The sequence below is a fragment of the Rhodococcoides fascians A44A genome (genome assembly GCF_000760735.1).
GTDB lineage: Bacteria > Actinomycetota > Actinomycetes > Mycobacteriales > Mycobacteriaceae > Rhodococcoides > Rhodococcoides fascians_E.
Genome location: NZ_JMEX01000008.1, coordinates 1097483 through 1120897 on the forward strand (window position 1 = coordinate 1097483; position 23415 = coordinate 1120897).

Annotated in this window: 22 protein-coding genes and 1 pseudogene; 17 read left to right on the top strand and 6 right to left on the bottom strand. The window is 63.6% G+C overall.

Going from position 1 to position 23415, the window contains the following annotated elements; translation table 11 throughout:
* Nucleotides 1-925: 925 nt before the first annotated feature.
* On the bottom strand, nt 926-1168 hold the full coding sequence (locus BH95_RS17560) for a hypothetical protein (protein ID WP_244165018.1): 243 nt from the start codon (nt 1166-1168) through the stop codon (nt 926-928).
* Between the two features lie 262 nt (nt 1169-1430).
* On the opposite strand from BH95_RS17560, the gene BH95_RS17565 reads away from it, so the two are divergent.
* Both BH95_RS17565 and BH95_RS17570 read left to right on the top strand, forming a co-directional pair.
* Entirely contained in the window at nt 1431-3005 is a 1575-nt protein-coding gene (locus BH95_RS17565) for an alpha/beta hydrolase (protein ID WP_037183320.1), read from the top strand.
* Nucleotides 3006-3016: 11 nt separating this feature from the next.
* A complete protein-coding gene (locus BH95_RS17570) occupies nt 3017-3721 on the top strand; it encodes a helix-turn-helix domain-containing protein (protein ID WP_037183321.1) in 705 nt (234 codons plus the stop codon).
* Between the two features lie 21 nt (nt 3722-3742).
* Here BH95_RS17570 and BH95_RS29590 read toward each other — a convergent pair.
* From BH95_RS29590 to BH95_RS17580, 3 genes and pseudogenes are all read right to left on the bottom strand, one after another.
* Nucleotides 3743-3844, bottom strand: a pseudogene (locus BH95_RS29590) (CoA transferase); the annotation flags it as partial.
* Nucleotides 3845-3917: 73 nt separating this feature from the next.
* Complete coding sequence (locus BH95_RS17575) at nt 3918-4547, bottom strand: TetR/AcrR family transcriptional regulator (RefSeq protein WP_020111848.1); 630 nt, start codon at nt 4545-4547, stop codon at nt 3918-3920.
* 60 nt (nt 4548-4607) lie between these two features.
* Nucleotides 4608-5399: an esterase/lipase family protein gene (locus BH95_RS17580; protein WP_037183322.1), complete on the bottom strand. Its 792-nt coding sequence runs from the start codon at nt 5397-5399 to the stop codon at nt 4608-4610.
* Between the two features lie 139 nt (nt 5400-5538).
* On the opposite strand from BH95_RS17580, the gene BH95_RS17585 reads away from it, so the two are divergent.
* Genes BH95_RS17585 through BH95_RS17625 form a run of 10 tightly spaced genes read left to right on the top strand, consistent with a single transcriptional unit; the run spans nt 5539 to nt 15922 of the window.
* Nucleotides 5539-7389, top strand: a complete 1851-nt coding sequence (locus tag BH95_RS17585; RefSeq protein ID WP_037185205.1) for a multicopper oxidase domain-containing protein — start codon at nt 5539-5541, stop codon at nt 7387-7389.
* Nucleotides 7386-8171: an MlaE family ABC transporter permease gene (locus tag BH95_RS17590; RefSeq protein WP_020111845.1), complete on the top strand. Its 786-nt coding sequence runs from the start codon at nt 7386-7388 to the stop codon at nt 8169-8171. Before BH95_RS17585 ends, BH95_RS17590 begins: the two co-directional genes overlap by 4 nt.
* An 18-nt stretch (nt 8172-8189) precedes the next feature.
* Nucleotides 8190-9020 carry an MlaE family ABC transporter permease gene (locus BH95_RS17595; protein ID WP_037104189.1) on the top strand — a complete coding sequence of 277 codons (831 nt, stop codon included), beginning with the start codon at nt 8190-8192 and terminating at the stop codon, nt 9018-9020.
* A gap of 1 nt (nt 9021) precedes the next feature.
* A complete protein-coding gene (locus BH95_RS17600; RefSeq protein ID WP_037183323.1) occupies nt 9022-10227 on the top strand; it encodes an MCE family protein in 1206 nt (401 codons plus the stop codon).
* Entirely contained in the window at nt 10224-11246 is a 1023-nt protein-coding gene (locus BH95_RS17605) for an MCE family protein (RefSeq protein WP_037183324.1), read from the top strand. Before BH95_RS17600 ends, BH95_RS17605 begins: the two co-directional genes overlap by 4 nt.
* A complete protein-coding gene (locus BH95_RS17610) occupies nt 11243-12298 on the top strand; it encodes an MCE family protein (protein WP_244165020.1) in 1056 nt (351 codons plus the stop codon). The genes BH95_RS17605 and BH95_RS17610 overlap by 4 nt, the downstream gene beginning before the upstream one ends.
* Complete coding sequence (locus tag BH95_RS17615) at nt 12295-13521, top strand: MCE family protein (RefSeq protein WP_037183326.1); 1227 nt, start codon at nt 12295-12297, stop codon at nt 13519-13521. The genes BH95_RS17610 and BH95_RS17615 overlap by 4 nt, the downstream gene beginning before the upstream one ends.
* The gene (locus BH95_RS29820; protein WP_279615087.1) at nt 13518-13652 is read left to right on the top strand and encodes a hypothetical protein; all 135 of its coding nucleotides are present in this window, start codon (nt 13518-13520) and stop codon (nt 13650-13652) included. Before BH95_RS17615 ends, BH95_RS29820 begins: the two co-directional genes overlap by 4 nt.
* Nucleotides 13653-14624 (top strand): MCE family protein, encoded by a 972-nt coding sequence (locus tag BH95_RS17620; RefSeq protein ID WP_244165022.1) that lies wholly within the window; start codon nt 13653-13655, stop codon nt 14622-14624.
* On the top strand, nt 14621-15922 hold the full coding sequence (locus BH95_RS17625; protein WP_037183327.1) for an MCE family protein: 1302 nt from the start codon (nt 14621-14623) through the stop codon (nt 15920-15922). Before BH95_RS17620 ends, BH95_RS17625 begins: the two co-directional genes overlap by 4 nt.
* Nucleotides 15923-15929: 7 nt before the next feature.
* On the opposite strand, the gene BH95_RS17630 is transcribed toward BH95_RS17625, so the two are convergent.
* Together BH95_RS17630 and BH95_RS17635 are read right to left on the bottom strand one after the other, a co-directional pair.
* Nucleotides 15930-16412: a hypothetical protein gene (locus BH95_RS17630; RefSeq protein WP_019667546.1), complete on the bottom strand. Its 483-nt coding sequence runs from the start codon at nt 16410-16412 to the stop codon at nt 15930-15932.
* The gene (locus BH95_RS17635) at nt 16409-16993 is read right to left on the bottom strand and encodes a hypothetical protein (RefSeq protein ID WP_244165023.1); all 585 of its coding nucleotides are present in this window, start codon (nt 16991-16993) and stop codon (nt 16409-16411) included. The genes BH95_RS17630 and BH95_RS17635 overlap by 4 nt, the downstream gene beginning before the upstream one ends.
* A gap of 155 nt (nt 16994-17148) precedes the next feature.
* On the opposite strand from BH95_RS17635, the gene BH95_RS17640 reads away from it, so the two are divergent.
* From BH95_RS17640 to BH95_RS17660, 5 genes are read left to right on the top strand one after another with little or no spacing between them, the layout of a single operon-like run.
* On the top strand, nt 17149-18252 hold the full coding sequence (locus tag BH95_RS17640; protein WP_037183329.1) for an alpha/beta hydrolase: 1104 nt from the start codon (nt 17149-17151) through the stop codon (nt 18250-18252).
* On the top strand, nt 18249-19502 hold the full coding sequence (locus BH95_RS17645) for an oxygenase MpaB family protein (protein WP_020111835.1): 1254 nt from the start codon (nt 18249-18251) through the stop codon (nt 19500-19502). Before BH95_RS17640 ends, BH95_RS17645 begins: the two co-directional genes overlap by 4 nt.
* Nucleotides 19499-20821, top strand: a complete 1323-nt coding sequence (hmgA, locus tag BH95_RS17650; protein WP_033189274.1) for a homogentisate 1,2-dioxygenase — start codon at nt 19499-19501, stop codon at nt 20819-20821. The genes BH95_RS17645 and hmgA overlap by 4 nt, the downstream gene beginning before the upstream one ends.
* Entirely contained in the window at nt 20818-22305 is a 1488-nt protein-coding gene (locus BH95_RS17655; protein ID WP_037183330.1) for an aldehyde dehydrogenase family protein, read from the top strand. Before hmgA ends, BH95_RS17655 begins: the two co-directional genes overlap by 4 nt.
* A gap of 35 nt (nt 22306-22340) precedes the next feature.
* Entirely contained in the window at nt 22341-23411 is a 1071-nt protein-coding gene (locus tag BH95_RS17660) for a lipocalin-like domain-containing protein (RefSeq protein WP_230620982.1), read from the top strand.
* The last annotated feature ends 4 nt before the right edge of the window (nt 23412-23415 follow it).

Sequence of the window (23415 nt, forward strand, 5' to 3'; positions counted from 1 at the left end):
ACTCCTCCGCCGAAAACTACGACAACACAAAACCATCCAACACCTCCGCGAACGAAAGAAACCACCACCCTTCTGACGACCGAGGACGTTAGGGTGACCTGCGGAAGGCCGCCACATGCAATTGACGTCGCAGGAGGACATCAACCGTCGGGGGCTGCGAGCACGGGACCCGATGGACCGCCGGCTGACGTTGCCGACACTGTGTGCGAACGGGGCTCGTGCGACTAAAGTGTCGGGATGTGAGGAGCGCAGACATCAACCCCACATTGCCCCTCAGCATCGATTTACTCTGGGCTGCAATTGTGTTGGCGTGCTTGTCGTTGACCATCGTTGCGTGGGTGTCCATCCTGGCTCGGCGGTGAACTCGTAGTCCAGCAGTCAGTGGCCCGCGCTGTACATGTAGAGCTGCGCACTTTCATCGTCCTGCGTCAGCACAATGGTCATCGAATCCATGCCGCCGGAGGCGGGATACCGTGTGGACAGAGCTCCAGACCGGCATTCGAATCCCACGGAAGACCACTTTCCAGGGGGCACCGTCCCGCACCCGACCGGCTCCATCGGGGGAAAATTCGGATTCGCCGCCGCTACGGTCGATGCATCACCGAACGCCGCGTCCGCCTCGTATCGAGCAGACCACGCGGGCGCACCGACGAACTCCCAGAACACGAATGCCTCTGCGAATTCGAATCCCCTCGGAACAGTGAATCCATCTGCTTCCAGATAGTTTCTAATTTGATCCTCATCGACCGCCAGCTGCTCACCGGGCTCAGGAGAAGCACAGGAGGCCAGCGCTAGGCATGCAAGAGACAGCACGACGCACATCCGCCATCTCAACCGCATGAAAACCCATTCCTTCTCCGACGCCTGCGCGCACGTTCAGTAGTTGACTGCGCACGCTTCGGCGAAGCAATGACGCGTTGATTATTCAACCCGCCGGTGCGCGATACTGCATTCGAGGATTCGTCCGCGGGGTATCGCAGTCGAATGACTCGAGAATCCCCGCGCTGGTGATGATCGCGTAGGTCTCGATGTCCATTCCGAGATCGGCATCGAACGCCGGGACTGTTGCGGACAGTGCAACGATCAACCCGTGGTGGCGAGGCGGTAAATGCAGGAACACATCGATCTGCCACCCCTCCGGCACCTGAAGGACAGTCCAAGCCGTCACGACGGGATCGTTCCCGGACACAAGGTCCCGGAGCACTAGTTGCCCGAAGTCGAGAGCGAATCGTCGTTCATTCGTGTGGTTGGGCATTGTCCGATTCACTAGAGGAGAAGGCGAGCAGCAACCCGTACGACGTTGAATGCTAGGTGCCGGACCATTTGTTTGCCTACTCTTCGAAACCGATCACTTGAGCCTGTTCCGAGAACACAGTGTCGGATGGACCGCGGTGTCGCTTTCGCACCGCCGTCGACGATGAGGACCATTGATGCTCGGAACGAAACAACAACGTGCAGTGAAAGCTGCGGGATCGGCGGCTCTGGCAGTGGCAGTGCTCGTGGCATGCACATCGAACACGAGACCCGAAGGGGAGCAGGTCGTAGACGACGCTGCGCTGGATCGCTTCTACCAGCAGCAGTTGGCCTGGGGCGCCTGCGGAAGCGACTACGCGAGCACCGACGAGGAGACCAAAGCCATGGACATCGTTCCAGGGCTCGAGTGTGCGCGTCTCGAGGTGCCACTCGACTACGACGATCCAGAGAACGATATCGCCGAGATCGCGGTATCGCGCGTGCCGTCCCGAGGTGACGGACCCAGTACGCCGCTGGTGATCAATCCAGGCGGGCCGGGCGGGTCAGGCGTCGTCGGGGCGATCTTGACCGCCTTAGGGCTTGTCGAAAGCCCGATCACCGAGAATTTCGATATCGTCGGATTCGATCCGCGCGGTGTCGGCGCCTCACAACCGGCCGTGGATTGCTACAGCGACGAAGAAGCGGATGCAGGTACTGTTCCGCTCGGATCGCTGGGTACGACAGTAGAATTCACCAGCGATGACACGCAAGCGATCATGAACAAATGCGCCGAGAGGTCGGGCGGTGTCGATACCCTCGCGCACGTCGGGACCCGAGACACGGCGCGGGACATGGATGTTCTGCGAGCAGCACTCGGCCAGGACAAGTTGACCTACTTCGGTCAGAGTTATGGCTCGAGATTGGGAGCGGTCTACGCCGAACAATTTCCCGACCGCGTGCGCGCACTGCTGTTCGACGCAGCTGTCGATCCTCGCCTCGACGGCCACGAAGCAGTGCTCAGTAGTTACGGAGGGTTTCAACAAGCGTTCGACGGCTTGGCCACCGAATGCGCGGCCCGTTTCGAGTGCCCCCTGGGTAACGATCCAGCACGGGCGACCCTGAGGTTTCAGCAGCTGGTAAGGCCACTGCGTACCGAGCCTGTTCCTGCTCTGGACACGACGTTGAGCTTCGACGATGCAATCGGAAGCGTCATCTCGGGGCTCTACGCGCCGGATACGTGGCCGCTTATCGTCGACGGTCTCGCAGAACTCGCCCGAGGGCGGGGCGACGGTCTGATGCAGCTGCTCTACACCTTCGGGGGTCGCAGCGCGGCGGGCCAGTGGACCAACTTCACGGAAGCGAACTACGCGATCAACTGCATGGATCTCGATCGCCTGACGCCAACTCGAAGCGCCGAACTACGACGCTGGACGTACGACCTGGCGCCGTTCATGGATCCAGGTGTCGATGTCGCCGACGGTGCCCGCGATGCGTGTGAGCACTGGCCCGCGGAGCCGACGCTCGGCTTTCCGTACGCGCAGAACGTCGACGGACTACCTCCCACCCTGGTCATATCCACGACGCGCGACCCCTCGACCCCGCACTCCGGTGGCGTCAGCCTCGCCGATTCACTGGGAAGTTCTCTGCTCACCGTCGAGGGCGGCGCCCATGGCATCGTCGGGCAGGGCACGAATGCGTGTGTCGATGGCATAGTGTCCGATTACCTGATCAACTTGCAGGTACCCGACGAGGACGCGCGCTGCATCACGTGAGGAGGGTCGATATGGCTTGGAGTACACGTGAACTCGCGGAGCTCGCAAGCACGACCGTCAACACCATCCGTCACTACCACCGCCTGGGTTTGCTCTCGGAACCCGAGCGGTCGAGCAACGGATACAAGCAGTACCGCGCTGGGCACCTCGTGCGTGTTCTTCGGATCCGACGCTACCGCGAGCTCGGTGTTCCCCTTACACAGATCGATTCGATCGATGGGCCCGACAGCGCGCTCCAGACTCTCGACGAAGAATTGGTGGCCGCCATCGAGCAATTACAGCGCGCTCGGGAACGACTGGCGGCCACCCTGAGTGAGGGTGCCGAGTCCGACGTTCCCGCCGGATTCGGTTCTGTCGCCGACCGATTGCCTGCTCCGGACCGAGCCCTGCTGACGATAGTGGCGCAGTACTTCGACGACGATGCGTTGGACGACATTCGCGCAATGATAGAAGTCGCACAGACCGATGTGGACCGCGAATACGAGCAACTACCGGAAAGCTCGAGCGACAGCGTCCGCCAGGATCTCGCCGAGAGAATGGCGGTGCTACTCGGCCGGCACCTGGAGGACTACCCCTGGCTCCTCAACCGAGAGTCACACATCACCGCTGCACCGGACGTAGTGGACAGCGCCGTTTATCCATCGGTTGCAGATCTCTACCGTCCCGCACAACTCGACGTGCTCGTGCGGGTCGTCCACCTCACGCATGACCGGTGAGCCCATGCCCCGGTCGACGACGCGCTCCACCTTGATCACTTGGGCACCGAAATCCGCGAGCATGCGCGCCGCAGTGGGCCCGGCGATGTAGTTACCCAGCTCCAGGACTCGAAAACCATTCATTGGCAGCGTATTCGAGTCGTCAAGCGAATATTCTCCGAGCAGATGTGCCTCCGTCGAGTGGGATGAGCCGGTTTCAGTGCCGTGTGAGCAGCTCGAACATTGCATGTACTTCCGCAGCTGTCGGGGTGGGCAGGGAGCCCCGAGCGTGAACGAAGCCGATGCCCGAGTACACGAGAATGCCTGCTCGGAGCCGCGCTTCGTCCGGGTCGAATTCGAGATCGAGCAAGGAGCGCTGTACGACCTCGAAGATTCGATTGTCCAGTTCGCGCACGGCGTCGGCGATCTTGCCGTAGTTGCGAGCCCAATCCCGGACGGCCGACTCCACGGCCCACGTGCGTTGGTCGATCAACAGTTCGGCCATGATCTGCAAGCGTTGTTCGACCTCGACGGTCTCGAGCCCCTTCAATCCGCGCACCGTGTCGTTCTGGGTGTCGCACCATTTGTCCGCGATCGCTTCCATCAGCTTGTCTATGTCGGCGAAATGCCAGTAGAAGCTCCCTTTGGTGACCTCGAGGCGTTCGCACAGCTTGGTGATCTTCACACCGGACACGCCGTCGGTCGCCATCAGTTCGAACGAGGCGTCGATCCAGTCGTCGACCGACAGGCGTGTTGTCCGACGCGTCGGCTTGGTCCCGGTCTTTGCACCCGCTGCCTTCTTTGCGGGTGCACGGCGCGCTGAAGCCGACCTGGGTGTGCCTGCCATCAGAGTGAACTCCTCGCTGTCGGGGCGGCGTACGCCCTTCGATCGTACGATCCGTCGCCGTCATCCGGCGGTGAGGCCGCCGAGGGCCAGCCGACGTACGAGTGGACCGTTCGTCATGTGCAGGTGATCGGTCCGGTCCGCCGGGTCCACATCCTGGACGACGAGATTCTCGCTGCCGGGCACTGCGGCCACGAGCGGATCGGTCATGAGCCCGTCGGACAGCGAGATCACGTTGACGTACCGCACTCCCGGCGACATCCATCCAGTACGAGCAGCGTCGTGCATGTAGCCGGAATCGGCGACGATCTGACCGCATGCGGCGCAGATCGGTTCGAGCAGAGGCTTCTCCAGGGCGGCGAGAGCGTCGTAGATCCCGATGCTCCGATTGAACGCGGCCAGGCTGCCGAGGCCTGCCACATCGGTTCCGTTCCACAGCGGTCCGACGGTCACGAGCGTGCGCACGTCCTGCGCACCGGAGTGCGCAATCCACTGCTGAGCCACCAACCCGCCGGCACCGCGGGCGAGAACCTGCACTCGGTCGGCCCCGGTTCTTTCACGGATGGAGGCGACGAATGCGCCGAACTCGAGTGCCGAGTCCTCGATGCTGGTCAGACCGGCCACCGCGAGCCCAGCCTGCTGCAACAGAACCGATGCATCCGAACTGCCGTAGGTGAACGAGAACGCACACAACCCACGCCTGTCCAGGTCGTCGAGCCACCCGTCCCACTCGCGCTCCGAGGACGCGAGATCGTGCACGAGGACGGTGGGCGTCTCGCACGCCGCCGGAGAGGCGGATGCCGTCGCAGCCTCGACGTTCAGAACTGCGGCGACAGCGATCGAGATCGCAACCATTCCACGTAGTGCTCGACAGGCGTTCTCACGCAGCCTCATTGGCCTCCGATCTGCGGATTCGTCGAAATCGACTGACCACACCATACAGTGCGGTATGGTGCGTGTCACATCATCGGACCGTGCGAAAGGCTCCTCACACATGGCGCAGGACATGACCCGCCGCACCCTGTTCCGAGCGCTGGGTGTGGGCACCGCAGCAGTGGCTCTCGGCGGCGTCAGCGCCTCCCGCGCGTTCACCTCACCCGCCGGCGACACGTTCGAGAGTCCGCTGCTGTTCCACTCTCCCGACGTGACTCCGTTCCGAGATACGCTACCGACGCTGCCTACGGTGTCGGGATCCACTCTCTCGGTCGACGCGGTGTCTGCCATGCACAGATTTCATGCCGACATGCCCGAGGTCCCCGCGCTGGCATATCACTGCGGACCGAACGCGCGACCCGGCTACCTCGGGCCCATCATCGAAGCGCACGCCGACGATCCGCTGACCCTTCGATTCTCCAACACCATGACCCTGCACCCCATGGCTCAGGACATGGACACCTCGCTGCACGGTGTGACCGAGAGTTTCCGTACCTCGACCCCGATGTCGCTGCACCTTCACGGCGGCGTGACGCCACCGGACAGCGACGGCAATCCGGAGCAGCTCACGGTCCCCGGAGGAAGCATCGTTCATCACTTCCCCAACAGGCAGGAAGCGGCAACACTCTGGTATCACGATCACGCGATGGCAATCACCCGTGTCAACGTCTACGCGGGCCTGGCCGGGATGTACTTGCTCCGAGATCGGTTCGACACCGGTCGTACCGACAATCCCCTCGGACTCCCCGCCGGTGAGTTCGAGATGCCACTCGTCATGCAGGAGAAGATCTTTCGCGAAGACAGCCACCTGAGCATCCGATCGACTCGCATCGTGCCGGAGGGTTCGTGGGAAGGTGGAGCCGTCGGAGACGTCGGGCTCGTCAACGGCATGATCTGGCCGGAACTCACCGTTGCCCGAGGGCTGTACCGCTTTCGGATGATCAACGCCGCCTCGTACAGCGTGTGGAACCTCCACTTCGAGAACCACATGAAGTTCTGGGTCATCGGCAACGACGGCGGATTGCTCGACGCTCCCGTGCCCGTGACGTCGATCAGGGTCGCTCCAGGCGAGAGATACGACGTGCTCGTCGACTTCTCCGATTACGACGCGGGCCAGACGGTCGAATTGAGAAACGACGAGGCTCCGCCCTTCCAGGCGGCCGTCATCGGGGCAGTCACCATGCCGCTGTTCTGTCGTTTCCGTGTCGGTACTGCACGCGGATTCACCGGTGGGATACCGACGTCGCTGCGCGGCGGTCGAGGGCCTGCACCGATCGGACCCATCCAGCAGCCGACGAAGATTCGTACCGTCACCGTCAGCCAGCCCTACGCACTACGCAATCCACCGGCCATCATGTCGCTGAACAATCTTCGCTACAGCGACCCGGACATCGAAATGCCGCGACCCGGCACCGTCGAGCAGTGGAACATCGTCAACATCACGCCCGATCCACACCCGATTCACATCCACCTCGTCACCTTCCGGATCGTGGGTCGCACCCCACTGCGCACCGTCGATTACCAGATCGCGAATCCGCAGCCTGCCATCGGAATCAAATGGACCCCTGATCCGGAAGGCTTCCTCGGCGGACCGATGACCCCGCCTGCACCGTGGGAGGCCGGTTGGAAGGACACGGTGAGAGTCGACGGCGGGACGGTCACGCGCATCGTCGTACGTTTCCCGACGGCCGAGGAACTGGGTTTCGACCCCGACGCCACCTTCCCCCGACCGGCCGCTGCCGCACAGCCGAGCACCGATCACGACAACCATCACGACCCCATGCACGAGGTCCACAACGGAATCGACCATTCCGGGGAATCCGCCGGTGACCTTCAAGGCTACGTCTGGCACTGTCATCTCCTCGACCACGAGGACCACGACATGATGCTCAAGTACCGGATAGTGCCGTGACGCAGGCTCTTCGGAGCGCTGCCCGCGCTACCGTCGCTGCGACGTCCTCGGTCGGCGAGTTCTACGGCTTGGCCCTGGACACCGCAGTAGCTCTGGGCCGCAGAGACTTTCAGTGGCGCGAATTCGTGGACCAGAGCTGGTTCATCGCTCGGGTGTCACTACTGCCCACGATCCTGATGTCCATTCCGTTCACAGTCCTGGTTGTGTTCACCCTCAACTCGTTGCTCTCCGAACTCGGGGCAAGCGACCTCAGCGGTGCGGGAGCGGGCCTGGGCGCGGTGACCCAGATCGGACCCCTGGTGACCGTCCTGGTCGTCGCGGGCGCTGCGGCGACCGCGATCGCCGCCGACCTCGGTTCACGCACCATCCGCGAGGAAGTCGCGGCGATGGAAGTTCTCGGTATCGACCCCGTTCATCGGCTCGTGGTCCCCCGCGTCGTTGCCTGCACTCTGATCGCTACATTGCTGAACGGTGCCGTCTGCACCATCGGCCTCGTCGGCGGCTTCTTCTTCTCGGTGTACCTACAGGACGTCACGCCCGGTGCGTACGTATCCGGCATCACCCTGCTCGTCGGTCTCCCGGAACTGGTCCTGTCCGAGATCAAGGCGGCCCTGTTCGGCTTGTTGGCCGCGCTGATCGCTTGCTACCGCGGATTGTCGGTCGTCGGCGGGCCGAGGAGCGTCGGCGAGGCGGTCAACGAAACCGTCGTGTTCTCCTTCGTCGCACTGTTTCTCGTCAATCTCGCACTGACATCCGTCGGCCTCGCTCTGAGTGACCGGTGACAAGCGATGGGCTTCGATATGTCGATCCGAGTGAGTAACCGTGTGCGCGGTGTCGTTCGCGGGATCGACGACGTCGGCGAGTTGGCACTGTTCTTCGGACGCGCCCTCGCGTCGACGGGCAAGGCCGCGCGCGACTACCGCGCCGAGACACTCCGTGTACTTGCCGAGATCAGCCTCGGCACAGGGGCTCTCGCGGCAGTCGGCGGAAGCATCGTCGTACTGGGATTCCTCACTCTCTTCGCCGGTGCCACCGTTGCCGTCCAGGGATTCGATTCACTGGGAAACATCGGAGTCGACGCGCTCACCGGATTCCTCGCCGCATACGTCAACGTGCGAGTCGTGGCTCCGATCACGGCAGGCGTCGGCCTTGCCGCAACGATCGGCGCGGGTACCACCGCCCAGTTGGGCGCGATGCGTATCAGCGAAGAGATCGACGCGCTCGAAGTGATGGCTATCAAATCGGTTCCGTACCTGGTCGGAACTCGTGTGCTCGCCGGCATGATCGCAGTCCTGCCCCTGTACTCCCTGTCTCTCATCACCTCCTTTCTGGCGAGCCGCATAGCCACCGTGGTCGTTCTCGGCCAATCGGGTGGCGTCTACGATCACTACTTCTCCACGTTCCTCGTCCCCTCGGACGTGCTGTGGTCCTTCCTTCAAGTGTTCGTGATGGCCACCGCGGTGATGCTGATTCACACCTACTACGGCTACACCGCATCGGGTGGGCCGGCGGGAGTCGGGACCGCAACCGGTCGCGCTGTTCGACTCTCGCTCATCACCGTCGTCATGGTCACGTTGATGATTTCACTTGCCCTCTACGGCAATTCCCGATCAGTGCACTTGGCGGGATGAGATGTCCGACGTGAACAGCACCGGATCCGGCGCACCCCGCCTGGCGGCTGTGGTTCTGGCGACCACGATCGCCGTCGCAGTCGCCGCCACCTACCTCGCCTTCACCGGTGCCGCGCAGGACGCCGTCGATCCACCGACGCGGGTGACACTGAGATCCGACCGTAGCGGTCTCGTCATGCAAGCAGGTGCCCTGGTGAAGATGCACGGGGTGGAAGTGGGGACCGTCGACATCGTCGATCGGGACGCAGAAGGTGCCGTCGTCCAACTGCGATTGAACAGCGATGCAGCACAATCGATACCCGAGAACGTGGAAGCGAACATCGCCGCCACCACGATCTTCGGTTCGAAGTTCGTCACACTCACCGAACCGGCCGATCCGTCGACGACGCCGATTGCCTCCGGCGCTGTCATCGACTCATCCTCGGTGACCGTGGAGGTCAACACCGTTTTCGAATCGCTCACCCAGGTTCTGTCGGCAGTAGAACCGGACAAGCTCAACGCCACCCTCACGACGTTGGCCACGGCACTCGGTGGGCGCGGCGGCGACCTGGGACGGAGCCTGGACGACACGAACGCACTCCTCGCTGCCGTCGAACCTCGAATTCCGACCCTGCAACGCGATATCGACTCCGGATCGACCGTGAGCGACACCGCCGCAGTTGCGGCACCGGATGTAATGACCGATCTGCGCAACCTGACGACCACCGGGCGCACTCTCGTCGACGAGGCCGACGCTCTCGACGCCGTTCTGCTCGGGGTCATCGGGATGGCCGATGTAGGCAACCGAGTCCTGACGGACAATGCCGGAGGAATCTCGAGCACCGTGCTCGAACTGAAGCCGACAACCGAACTGCTGGAGGAATACTCACCCCAGTTCACCTGCTTCCTGCAGGGCGCGGACCGAGCCCGGGTGGGGGCAGAGGAGGTGTCCGGCGGAAACGGACGCACCATGCTGCTCAACAGCACCGTATTGTTCGGAATCCCGCCCTACAGGCCCGAGTCGGATCTCCCGCGCGTTGCCGCGTCGGGTGGCCCGCGATGCGGCGCACTGCCCATCGTGCCCGACGACGCCGTGCCGACCCCGTACGTGGTTGCCGACACCGGATCGAACCCGTTCCGTGCCGGCAACACCGGCCCGGTTGTCTCGCCGGGTTCGATACTGGATTTTCTGCCCGGCGGGCTCGCTGCACCGGGTGGCACCCGATGAACCGCACATCGAGCACGATCAAGCTGGTCGTTTTCGTGGTCGTGATGACCGCGGTCCTCGCATGCCTGGTCGTGGTATTCGGACAGGTCCGGTTCGAGTCGACCACATCCTTCCGCGCCGTCTTCACCAGCGCGTCGGGTCTGCGCAGCGGTGACTTCGTACGGGTGGCAGGGGTGGAAGTCGGAAAGGTCTCGGAAGTAGCCATCGTGGACAACCACCACGCGGAGGTCGGCATCGACGTGGGGCCCGGTTACGTGGTCACCTCGTCGACCACTGCCACCGTCCGGTACCAGAATCTCGTCGGCGACCGCTATCTCGAACTGGCCGACGGCGCCGGTGAGGCCGAACCTCTGGGCGACAACTCGACGATCCCCCTCGAAAGAACCTCACCCGCTCTGGATCTGGACCAACTCATCGGAAGCTTCGAGCCCCTGTTCGAGTCCGTCGATCCGTCCAAGGTCAACGATCTGACCGCCGAACTCGTCGCTGCTCTCCAGGGACAGGGCGGTTCGATCGCATCCCTGCTCGCCCACACCGCCACGTTGACCACCACACTCGCCGATCGAGACGAGGTGATCGGACGGGTGATCACCAACCTGGACACCACGCTGACAACGTTGACCGACCAGAAGGATGTCGTGTCGACCGCACTCGATCGGGCACAGAACTTGGCAACCGGCCTCGCTGCCGACAGCGCGGCATGGGGTACCGCCCTGACGGAGATCGATTCGTCTGCGACAACCGTGGCCGACTTGCTGACCGTGGCCAGACCGCCCTTGCAGTCGACACTCGACGAACTCGATCGAACTGCTGTGCAACTGGATTCGCAGAAGGACAGCATCGGGAGCATCGTCTCGCGCCTCCCCGACACCTACGCCGCGCTCAGCCGACTCGGTGCCTACGGCAACTTCTTCAACTACTACCTCTGCGGCATCAAGCTGAAGATCGACACTCCCGACGGCGGCGGCCTCACCACGCCGCTGATCGGACAGGAGACGGGAAGGTGCGCACCACGATGAATCAGCGTGTACGCGAGCGCAACACCGTGCGGCTCGGCATAGTCGGCACCGTCCTCGCGGTACTGGTGACAGTGGTGGCGACGAACGTGTCATCCTTGCCGATTCTGTCGGCGAGCGCTGCCTACAGCGGCGTGTTCCGAGACACCGGCGGACTCGCGACCGGAGCCGATGTCGAAGTGGCAGGAATCGTCGTCGGCGAGGTCACCGATATCGAGATCGATGCGGACACAGTGGTCATCGCATTCACCGTAGGCGGCGGGGTCGAACTCCACGACGATGCACGCCTGGCCATACCGACACAGACTGTGCTGGGCACGAAGAATCTGAGTGTCGATCCCGGTGCCGGTGGACGGCTGAGCCCAGGCTCTCGGATCGGACTGGATCACACATCCAGTCCTTACCAGTTGACCGATGCGCTGGGTGACCTTACCGACGACGTCACCGAACTCGACACCGACGGACTGACCGACGCCATGCGCGTGAGCACCGAGGTGCTCGAGCAGACCCCCGCGGATCTCGCTGCGGCAGTGGACGGAGTGGGCCGACTCTCCCAGAGCATCGCCTCGCGCGACGGCTCTCTGCGGTCCTTGCTGTCAGCGGCGGAACAGGTCACCGGAGTACTCGCCACCCGGAGTGAACAGATCGGCATCCTCGTCACCGACGCGAACACCATTCTGAGCGAACTCGACCGTCGGCGAGCCGTCGTGGATCGATTGTTCGACAGCGTCACCGAGCTCGCCCGGCACTTGAGTGGGCTGGTCGCGGACAACGAGGCGCAACTGGGATCGACGCTGGCATCGCTGGATTCGGTACTCGAGGTGCTGGAGCAGAACAGAGCCGATATCGGCACGGCCATCGAGAATCTGGGCCCGTACATCACTCAACTCGGCGAGGCGGTGTCGAGCGGACCGTTCTTCAACTCGTACATTCAGAACCTGATCCCTGGCCAGATCATTTCACCGTTCATCCGTGCCGCCCTCGGACTCGGCCCCGCCCCCGGTGAATCCGCCAGTGTCAACCCACTGTCCGCCATCGACGGAGCACCCCGATGACGGCCAGGCGATGGCAACTCGCGGCCATCGGGATCGGTCTGGCGATTCTGGCCGCGGTGTCCTACACCGTCGTCCCTGCACTGAACACCACGACCATCATCGCCCAGTTCCCCAGTACCACAGGACTGTACGTCGGCGACGACGTGAAAGTCATGGGTGTCGACGTCGGAACCGTCGGCTCGATCGAACCACGAGGTGACCACTCCGACGTCGAGCTACAGATCGACTCGTCCTACTCGGTGCCGGCCGACGCCCTGGCGGTCATCGTCTCGCACAGTCTTGTCGCCAGTCGCTTCGTACAGCTCACTCCGCCCTACACCGGGGGCTCGACGATGGTCGACGGGCAGCACATCCCGATGTCGCGCACCGCGGTACCGGTCGAGTGGGACCAGATCAAAGCTCAACTGTCTCGATTGGCGGACGCGGTGGGAACCGCTGCGCCCGACGGCCGAGCACCTCTCGGAGCCCTCGTCAACGCCGCCGATGCCAACCTCAGGGGGCAGGGGCAGAACCTCGGAGCGACCGTCGCTCAACTCTCGGACGCGTTGAAGACGTTGTCCGACGGTCGAACCGACTTGTTCGCCGTCGTACGCAACCTGCAGGTGTTCGTGTCCGCACTGTCCGCAAGTGGGCAACAGATCGTGAACTTCAACGACTCGATGGCATCGATCACCGCTGTCCTGGACGACAACTCCGAGCAGATCGGCACCGCGTTGACGTCTCTGGACCTCGCCGTCGGCGATGTGCAGAGGTTCGTCGCCGACAATCGCGACGGTCTGGACGACACACTCCGCAGCCTGCAGACCGTCGTGGGCGAACTCGCCTCGCAGCGTGACGGACTCGCCCAGATCCTCCATGTGGCGCCAACCGCGTTGTCGAATCTGAACAACATCTACCAGCCCGCACACAACGCGATAGTTTCCGCGCTCGCGCCCAACAACTTCGCGAATCCGATGGACTTCATCTGCTCGGCCATCGCCGCAGCCGAGGATGTCGGTGCTCAGGAAGGAGCGAACCTGTGCGTGCAGTACCTCGGTCCCCTGCTGAAGACGCTGGCGTTCGACTACCTTCCTCTGTCCACCAACCCGATTCACGGTGTCGGCGCACTGCCGGATCAGCTGGTCTACAGCGAACCCGACCTGGAACCGGCCACCCCCGCGCCGACGTCGGCACCGTCGCCGTCGTCGCTGACGGATCTGTTACTTCCCGGAGGTGATCGATGACGACACGACGAATCGGGCCTCGGCAGGCAGTGGTGCTCGCACTCGCGCTGCTGACGTCCGGCTGCGGCTGGCAGGGCCTCAATTCACTTCCGCTCCCCGGCACCGCAGGAGAAGGGGAAGGAGCGTATTAGGTGACCATCGAGATGCCGGACGTGTCCACCATCGATCGCAATTCGCGAGTGCTCGCGTCCGACGTCACCGTGGGCCGCGTCGCGGACATCGAGCTCGACGACGGCCACGCCGTCGTCACCGTTCACCTCGACCAGAGCGTCGACCTGCCGGCGAACGCCGTCGCAGCGGTCGGTCAGACCAGCCTTCTCGGATCGACGCACATCGAACTGTCGCCACCCGTTGCCGAAGCACCGACCGGCCGGCTCGCCGACGGCGATGTCATCCCACTGGATCGCGCCGGTGCGTATCCCACCACCGAGCAGACCCTGTCGTCGCTGTCGCTCGTACTGAACGGCGGTGGACTCCCCCAACTGGGCGACATCGTGAACGAACTGGATGCCGCGATCGGCGGACGACCGGAATCGGTGCGGTCCGTGATCGATCGGCTGAACGCTCTCCTCGGCGGACTCGTCGAACAGCAGGCGAACATCGAGCGGACGATAGACAACCTCGATCGATTCGCCGCCGACGTCGCCGATCAGAACCAGGTGCTCGCCGACGCCGTGACCACGCTCGGCCCCGCGCTGACCGTACTGTCGAACAGCCGGCAGGACTTGACCGCCGCACTCACCTCGTTGGGCCGACTGGGTACCACGGCCGAGAAGATCGTCGACGACACCGGAGGCGATCTGGTGGCCGAGCTGCAGGAGTTGCGTCCTGTGCTTGCCTCACTGGCAGATTCCGGGACGTCCCTGACGGACGCCTTCCGTTACCTGCTCACCTACCCGTTCCCGATCGACACTTATCAGAACGCGGTACGCGGTGACTACGCCAACGGCGAGGTGACTCTCGATCTTCGGCTCGACACTCTCGACAACGCCTTGTTTCTCGGCACACCGCTCGAAGGCGCACTCGGGTCGTTCGCACCCACTCCGTCGCCGACGATTCCGTCGACCACCGACCTCCTCATCCCACCGGCAGGCAACCCATGACGTCGAAGACAACGCTCCATCGCAAGCTCTGGATCATCCTGGCCGTCGGCGTCGTCTCCACCGCCACCACGGCAACCTATTTCGCCCGCGTGCCGGAGCAGGTCGGTATCGGCCGCTACCGAGTCGCTGTCGAGCTCGCCGACGGCGCCGGCCTCTACACCGGTGCGAACGTGACCTATCGCGGTTCCGAGATAGGACGGGTCGTCGAGCTCACAACCCTCGGTACCGGCGCGCGAGCGGTGGTGTCCCTGGAATCCGATGTCGACGTTCCCGCAGACACGACGGCCGAGGTGCACTCGATGTCCGCAATCGGAGAGCAGTACATCGACATGGTGCCGAGCTCCGACGAGGGCCCGTACCTGTCCGACGGCGCGGTGATCTCGAAGGACCGAACCTCCGTTCCCGAGCAGGTGGGCCCGACGATCGATCTCCTGCAGTCTGCGCTGGCATCCATCGGCTCGGACAACCTACGCAGCGTGCTCGACGAAAGCGCTGCCGCACTGGGAAACAACGGAGCGAACGTATCCCAGCTACTCGATTCGCTTCGAACTCTCACCGCCGACGCGAACGCCGACACATCGTCGATCATCGCGCTCATCGACGAAGCCGACCCCCTCCTGACAGCAACCGCCGCGAGCAGTGAGTCGATCAAGGCCTGGGCAGCGTCGCTCACCGGAGTCACGGGGACGCTCCGCGACCACGATGGGTCGGTGCGCGCCCTCGTGGACAAGGGCACGCCGATGGCAACGGAGGTGACCGCCCTGTTTCACCAGTTGCAGCCGACTCTTCCACTTCTGCTGGAGAACCTGACCACCGTGGAACAGGTTGCGGCGGTGTACAACCCTTCGATCGAGCAGATTCTGGTGCTGTATCCGCCGCTCATCGCAGCGACCCAGGGAACGGGGATGCTGAATTCCCAGTCGGGAGAGCCCGGTCAGAACACCTTCTTCGCCGCCCAGGTGAACGACCCGCCTCCGTGCACCACCGGATTCCTGCCTGCGTCCGAACGCCGATCACCCACCGAGGTAGATACGATTCCGACCCCGAAGGGCCTGTACTGCAGGATCGATCCAGCCGACCCCACCGCGGTCCGCGGCGCGCGAAACCTCCCGTGCATGGAGTTCCCGGGACGACGCGCAGCCACGGTGGAACTGTGTCGAGACCCGGTGGCGTCCACCGGAGACTACGACCCGACCGACGGTTCCTACATCGCCGGGGACGGACGCCGGTATGTCGACGGTGGACTCGACGCCCTGCCCGAGACACTGGACGGGCTGCTCGTCCCGGACGGAGAATGACCGCCCGTCAGATCGGATCCAGCTTCGAGATCAACCATCGGCCGTCGACCTGATCGAGTTCGATCCGAAGGCTGCTCGACGCCGCCTTCGGATCGGGAGCGTCGGTCGAGGTGATGTTCTGGTTCACGAAGACCAGTGCAACGGCGGAATCCTCCGACGAGGACACGATCGAGCTCGCCGAGACCGTTGCGCTGGAGATGATTCCGCGTTCCTTGGCCGCAGGAGCGATCGATTCTGCACCGAACGCACTGTAATAGCTCAGGAAATCTCCGGTGAGGAACGACGCTGCATGCTCGATATCGGCGTCCACCGAATCCGCCCTGTAGGACAGCACGGCGACGGCACCGTCGTCGGCCGCGTCACCGATCGCCGAGCGTGACTGGGACAGTTGCTCGTCCGTACGGGTCTGCGCGTACAGGGAGGCGGTCGACGCCCCCGCACCGACGAGTACCAGCGACAGGCCCACTGCGAATGCTCGACGACCGATCATGGCACGAACTCCACATCGGAGACCAGAATCGTCCCGTCCTCGTTGTCGAGCGTGATTCGAAGCCGCCATACTCGCGGTTCCTCCTGCGCCCCGGAAGAATTGGTGACGCTGGAGGTCGCCGCCACGAGGACACTCGCGGCACTGTCGTCGGAGTTCTCGATACCCGCTTCGGTGATCGATCCCGTCGCCCGAACATCGGCCTGCTCCACCACCGAGACGAAATCGTCCGAGCGTTCGGCGAACTGGTCACGAAACGTTCCTGTCGACCGGTCGAGCACCCGCGCGACATCGTCGTCGACAGTGGCGGCCGAGATGGTCGTCAAGTCGAGCACACTCTGTCGTGCGGCCTGCAGATAGCGCTGCTCGAGGTCGTGCGCGGACTCGAACGCGCGATGCTGGTGAAGCAGCACTCCAGCCGTTGCGCCGAGCGCCACCACGGCGAGCACCGCAGCCCCCACCGCCCCACGACGCACCTGCCTCGCGGGCTTCGACGAGGCAGATTCGAGCTCGCTCGGTTCCCGCTCCGGAGTGTCCTCATTCTCCTCGGATGCACTGTCCAGCACTGTTTCTCGCTGACTCACATCGTCACCTTTCCGGTCCGCAGAAATCCGACCGTACTACACAGTATGGAGACTCCGCAGCCGAATGCGCGAGAAAAACCACCCTTGTCCATACCTCGAAGTATGGTACGTTTCTGTGACTCGGATCGCATTCGTCCTAGGAGGCGGACCCAGACGTGATCGTCGACAATTTCCAGAGAATTCAGTACGAACCAGCTCGGGACGGCCGAGTGGAGATGCACTCGGGTCTATCGCGGCATTACCCCACCCTGCATGCCAATTTCGTTGCGCCGCAGGGCCACGATCGCAGCGTGGGGATCCTGCTCGCACATCCCACCTCGGACTTCCTGTCACACTTTCTTCTCCGTGGCTTCGCCGAGGCCGGCATGCCCATCATGGGACTCAACACGCGATACACCTCCAACGAGCCGGCACTACTGATGGAACGCGCCATCGCCGACCTCGGATCCGGAGTCCGGTGGATGAAGGACGAACTCGGATTCGACAAGGTGATCCTTCTCGGCTTCAGCGGCGGTGGTTCGCTGTCCACCTACTACCAAGAGCAAGCGGAGACGCAGACCGTCGAGGTCGACGGTCCCCCTCTCGTCCCGGCCGATGGACTGATGCTCGTCGGGGCCCATTCCGGACGTGCGAGGGTCCTCAGGCACTGGATCGACGCCTCGGTCACCGACGAATCGGATCCGTTCTCCACCGACCCCGCACTCGACCTGTACGACCCTTCTCGCACCGTCCCCCTGAATCGGGACTGGGTCGAGCAGTATCGCGCGGCTCAGCTCGACCGCATCAGAAGGATCGACGACTGGGCGATTCGTGAGCTCGACACACTGTCCGCACGAGGCGCTTCGGATCACGCGTTCGTGGTGCACCGCACCGTCGCCGACCCTCGGTTCGTCGACCTCACGCTCGATCCCAGCGACAGAGAGCTGGGAAGCATGTACGGAGATCCGCAACGTGCCAACACCGCCGCAGGCGGGCTCGCCCGATTCGTGTCGGTGCGGAGTTGGCTCAGCACATGGAGTTCGGATCACACCGGGGCGGACGCGCTGAAGAATCTACCGAGGATCCACGCACCGACCCTCATCGTCTCGCTGCTCGGCGACCAAGCTGCCTTCGCCGACGACGCCCGAGCGATGCACGATGTCAGTCCTGATTCCACCTTGGTCGAACTGCCCGAACTCAATCACTATCTCGTCGATCAGCCGCACGGAATCGGCACCGTCACCGGCGAGTGCGGCGCCTGGATGGAGAAGAACGTATGACGCTCACCCAGAACTCGATGCGAGTCCCGACCGCCTTCACGTATTGGGAACATCGCCGCAACCCTCGAATCGCTCGACTCGAGTCGGCCGCGAGGCACGTGTTCGGCACGTCGATCTTTCCGAGTGACGATGTTGCCGCCGAGTTCTGCGACAGCCTGTTTCGCGGAGACACGGTCGCCGAGAACTTCGTCGACGACGTGTTCGCAGCCGATCCGAAGGGTGGCCGAGCACTACTCGAACGCGCCCTGACGGAAGGTATCGACGCGCTCGACGACGTGCCGGCCAGCATGCGGGTGCTCTTCGACGAGTTCGAGACGCTGCCGGACTGGGTGCGGCCCGAGCTCGTCGAACAGGGCGCCGCCATCTGGCGCCGCTGGGGAACGATGTTGTTCGCCGTCGCAGGCGGAATCACTCTGGAGATGTACACCGAGGCCGCCGTCGCGACCCCGCTGTCTCTCGCCGGCGGGTACGCGGGCGACAACGCCCTGCGGCGCTTTCTGGAAACGTGCCAGTTCTGGGTCGATACCTCGGAGCCGGGAGCGTTGCTGCGCATCGGCTCGGCCGGCCGCGCCACCGCGATGAAGGTACGAGTGATGCACGTTGCTGTCCGACGCCGCATCGACGGCCACCCGGAATGGGACACCGAGAAGTGGGGATACCCGATCAGCCAGGGTTATCAGATGTTGACGTTGCTGGGTGGCAGCACCGTGCCTGCGTTGGCGCTCCGACTGGTTGGACTGCAGACCACACCGACCGAGATTCGCGCACTGCTGCACTTCCAGAAGTTCATGGGCCATCTCCTCGGTGTCGATGTGCGCAACTTCCCGACGACCATTGCGGACTCCCTCCGCATGACGGCCATGGTCTCGGCAGCACGGAGCTACGACGCGGGGGTGCACGGCAAGGAACTCATCGAGTCCTTTCCCGCCAGCTTCGCGCCCAGACCGCACCAGAAAGGACTCGCGCGAATGCGCGCTCGATACAACTACGGAATCTACGGCGCGTACACCACGCTGTTCATGGGCCCGGCGACACGTGCGAAGTACGACATGCCCTCTGCGTTTCCGTGGATTCTGATCGTGATCGCCCGGTTCCCCCTCATCACAGTCCTCGAGCTCGTCCGGCGGACTGTTCCGAGAGCGGGACGCCGGATGGAACACATCGCCGATCGACATCGGCGCAGTTGGCTCCGCGCCCAGATGGACGGGCGAGAAGCCGAGTTCGACGCACAGGGAGCGTTGCGACGATGACCGAGACCCTGAAATACAGCACGGGATTCGGGAACGAACATCAGTCCGAGGCGATCCCCGGCGCCTTGCCCTGGGGGCAGAATTCTCCGCAGCGAGCACCCTACGGCCTCTACGCCGAGCAACTCTCCGGTACGGCGTTCACCGAACCGCGGGAGATCAACAGACGCACGTGGGTGTACCGAATCCACCCGTCCGCGCGTCATCCGAGATTCGAGCGCATCGACAACGGCCTCTTCCGTTCGGCTCCGCTCACCGACGGGGTACTCGATGTCAATCGATTGCGGTGGAATCCGTTCGACGCTCCGTGGCCCGATGCTGATTTCCTCGACGGTGTCCACACCATCGCTGCGAACGGCAATGTACTGGAGCGCAACGGTATCGCGGTACACATGTATCACGCGACGAGGTCGATGACCGACAGGTACTTCGCCGACCTCGACGGTGAGCTACTGGTGGTTCCGCAGTCGGGTGGCCTCCGGCTGCACACCGAACTCGGACTCCTGGACGTCGTACCCGGCGAGATCGCCGTGATCGCCCGTGCGGTGAAGTTTCGGGTGTCGTTACACGATGATTCCGCCGCCGGATACATCTGCGAGAACTACGGCGCCTATTTCGCGTTGCCCGAACTCGGCCCGATCGGGTCGAACGGACTCGCCCACGCACGGGACTTCTCGTATCCCATTGCTGCCTACGAAGATCGCACTGACGAGGTGCAGGTGATCCAGAAGTTCGGTGGGCAGCTCTGGGCAGCAGAATACGATCACTCGCCCTTGGATGTGGTGGCGTGGCACGGTACACACAGCGCGTACAAGTACGACACGAACCGTTTCAACACGATGGGCACCGTCGGGTGGGACCATCCCGACCCGTCCATCTTCACCGTACTCACCTCTCCATCGGAGCGACCCGGCCAAGCCAATGTCGACTTCGCCATCTTCCCGCCACGGTGGAACGTTGCCGAGCATTCGTTCCGACCACCCCACTTCCACCGCAACATCATGACCGAGTTCATGGGGCTTGTTCGCGGACAACATGATTCCAAGGCGGAAGGGTTCGTCCCCGGCGGGGCGAGCCTGCACAACATGTGGGGCGCCCACGGTCCCGATCTCGAGACCTTCGACACCGCGTCGAGTGCGGATCTGGTACCGCAGAAGTTGGAGAACTCGTTGGCGTTCATGTTCGAGACACGACTCCCGTTGATCACGACGGACTTCGCCTACAACGCGAAACACCGTCAGCCGGACTACGACTCCTCGTGGAGCGGCTTGCAACGACATTTCGATTCGCAGGATTCCGCAGCCACAGGAGAGTCACGATGACCACGGCCGACATCACACGACCCGAATTCGATCTACCGGAGCCGCTGCTCCGCATCGGTGGAGCCCGTGTCGGGGCCGCCGACGGTGCGACGTACACCTCGACCGATCCTGCTACCGGTGAGGTGGTCGCAGAGATCGCCGCGGCCGGCCAGGACGACGTCGATGCGGCCGTCCGCTCGGCACGCGAACAGTTCGAGCACGGCGAGTGGTCCCGCACCAGCGGCGCAGAACGAGGAAAGGCCCTCACCCGGTTGGCAGCACTGATCGACGCCGACGCCGAGACTCTCGCGGCTCTCGAAGCTGTCGAGATGGGCAAGCTGTACCGCGACTCCGCCGGCGGCGACATTCCCTGCGCGGCCGAAGCGTTCCGGCACTTCGCGGGGTGGGCCGACAAGATCTCCGGTTCGGCGATGTCCTTGCCGAACTTCGGCCCGCAGCAACGATTCGGCTACACGGTGCGTCAACCTCTCGGTGTCGTCGCGGCGATCACCCCGTGGAACAACCCGGCCCTGATCGCAGCCTGGAAGCTCGCCCCCGCCCTCGCCGCGGGAAACACCGTCGTGGTCAAGCCCGCCGAGGACGCGTCGCTGTCGACGCTGCGATTGGCCGAGCTCGCCACCGAAGCCGGTATTCCCGACGGAGTGCTCAACGTGGTCACCGGCCTCGGTCCGGTTGCGGGGGCTGCCCTGGCAGGTCATGGCGGCGTCGACAAGGTCTCCTTCACCGGAAGTCCCGCTGTCGGCCAGTCGATTCGGAGCTTTGCGGGCGAGAGCTTCCGAAAACTCGTTCTCGAGCTCGGCGGAAAAGCACCACAGCTGATCTTCGAGGACGCGGATCTGGAGGCTGCGATGCCCTGGATCTCGATGGGGAACTTCTACCACCAGGGACAGGTGTGTGCCGCTGGGACGCGAGTCCTGGCGCACGAGTCGGTCATCGACCAGGTCGTCGACGGACTCGTCGCCGCAGCCGAGAGCGCTGTGGTCGGAGATCCTTTCGACGACCGGTCCACGATGGGGACCATCGTCAACGCGAAGCAACTCGACCGCATAAACGGGTACATCGATTCCGGCATATCCGAGGGCGCACAGTTGATCTGCGGCGGCAAACGTGAGCGTGGTGTCGGTTTCTACGCACAACCCACCGTGTTCCGCGGTACCAACGAACTCACCATCGCCCGCGACGAGATCTTCGGGCCCGTCGCCACGGTGATCGGATTCCGCACCACCGAGGAAGCCGTCCGAATAGCCAACGACACGCGTTACGGCCTCAACGCGATGGTTTACTCGCAGAACATCTCTCGCGTCCACTCCGTAGTCGAGAAGCTTCGTGTGGGCACGGTGTGGGTCAACGGATGGGGTGTTCCGGACCCAGCGTTGCCCTGGGGTGGCCGGGCAGGAAGCGGTATCGGACGCGAACTGGGCCGATCCGGACTCGACGGGGACACCGAGGAAAAGACCGTCCACATCGGCTTCGACGGCATCTGATGCCGAACTTCACCGCACGAAACGGAGATGAACAGATGACAGCTCCCGAGATCGTCGAAACCTGGAACGGGCCCGGCAGAGCCGACGCCGCCCTCACCACGGTTCAACCGAGACACAACGGCGCGCATCCGGTGCCCGGGAGCCGAACGGGTTTCGAGCACTGGTACTTCGACGCGCACCTCGACGACGGACACACCATCATCGGCTTCCTGAACCTCCGGCGACCCGAGGAGCCGGCATTGGTCGCCAAACCCAGCGTCGAGATCTTGATCTACGCGCCCGACGGTACCCGCCGTCAGATCTTCACGCGATACTCCAAGAAGCAGGCCTCGGCATCCATTGCTCGATGCGACGTGAGAGTGGGACCCAATCACGCCTGGGCCGAATTCCCACCGGACGGTCTACCGATACATCATCTGTCGCTGTCCGAAGAGGACGTGACGTTCGATCTGCGGTTCCACAACGAGCTGCCCAGCTGGATGCCGGGCGAAGGCGAGACCCTCTTCGGTGGAACCGATGTGTTCGGTTGGGTTGTCGCTGCTCCCCGTGCACGTGTCGAGGGGTCGATCACGATCGGAGCAGAGACGAAGACCGTCACCGGACGGGGGTACGCCGACCACAATTGGGGCGCAGGCGACATGAAGAGCGTCATCGATCGGTGGCACTGGGGGCGCCTGTACGACGACGACTACTCCTTGCTCTACGCACTGGTCAAAACGAAGGAGCGACTCGGAGCGCACGAGAGCCGACCGCTGATGCTGGCGTACAAGGGCGAGGTGATTCTCAGCTCCGGTGAAGCAGAGGTCTCGGAAGGGCCGATGAAGTACAACGCCGTCGCGAACCGCGCCTATCCGGAGTGGCTTCGGATCGAGATCCCCGGCGTGGTGAAGCTGATACTGACCGTCGACACGGTAGTTCATGCACACGATCTGCTGAGCGACGTACCCGTGGCCGGCCACAAAGCCGTCCGGCCGCTGCTGTATCGACTCGTCGGACACCCGGGATACTTCCGGTTCGATTCGACCTTCGAGCTCACCGTCACCCGGAACGGTACAACCGAAGTCCGGACGGGGAGGACATTGCACGAGCTCGTTGCGCTGAACTGATCGC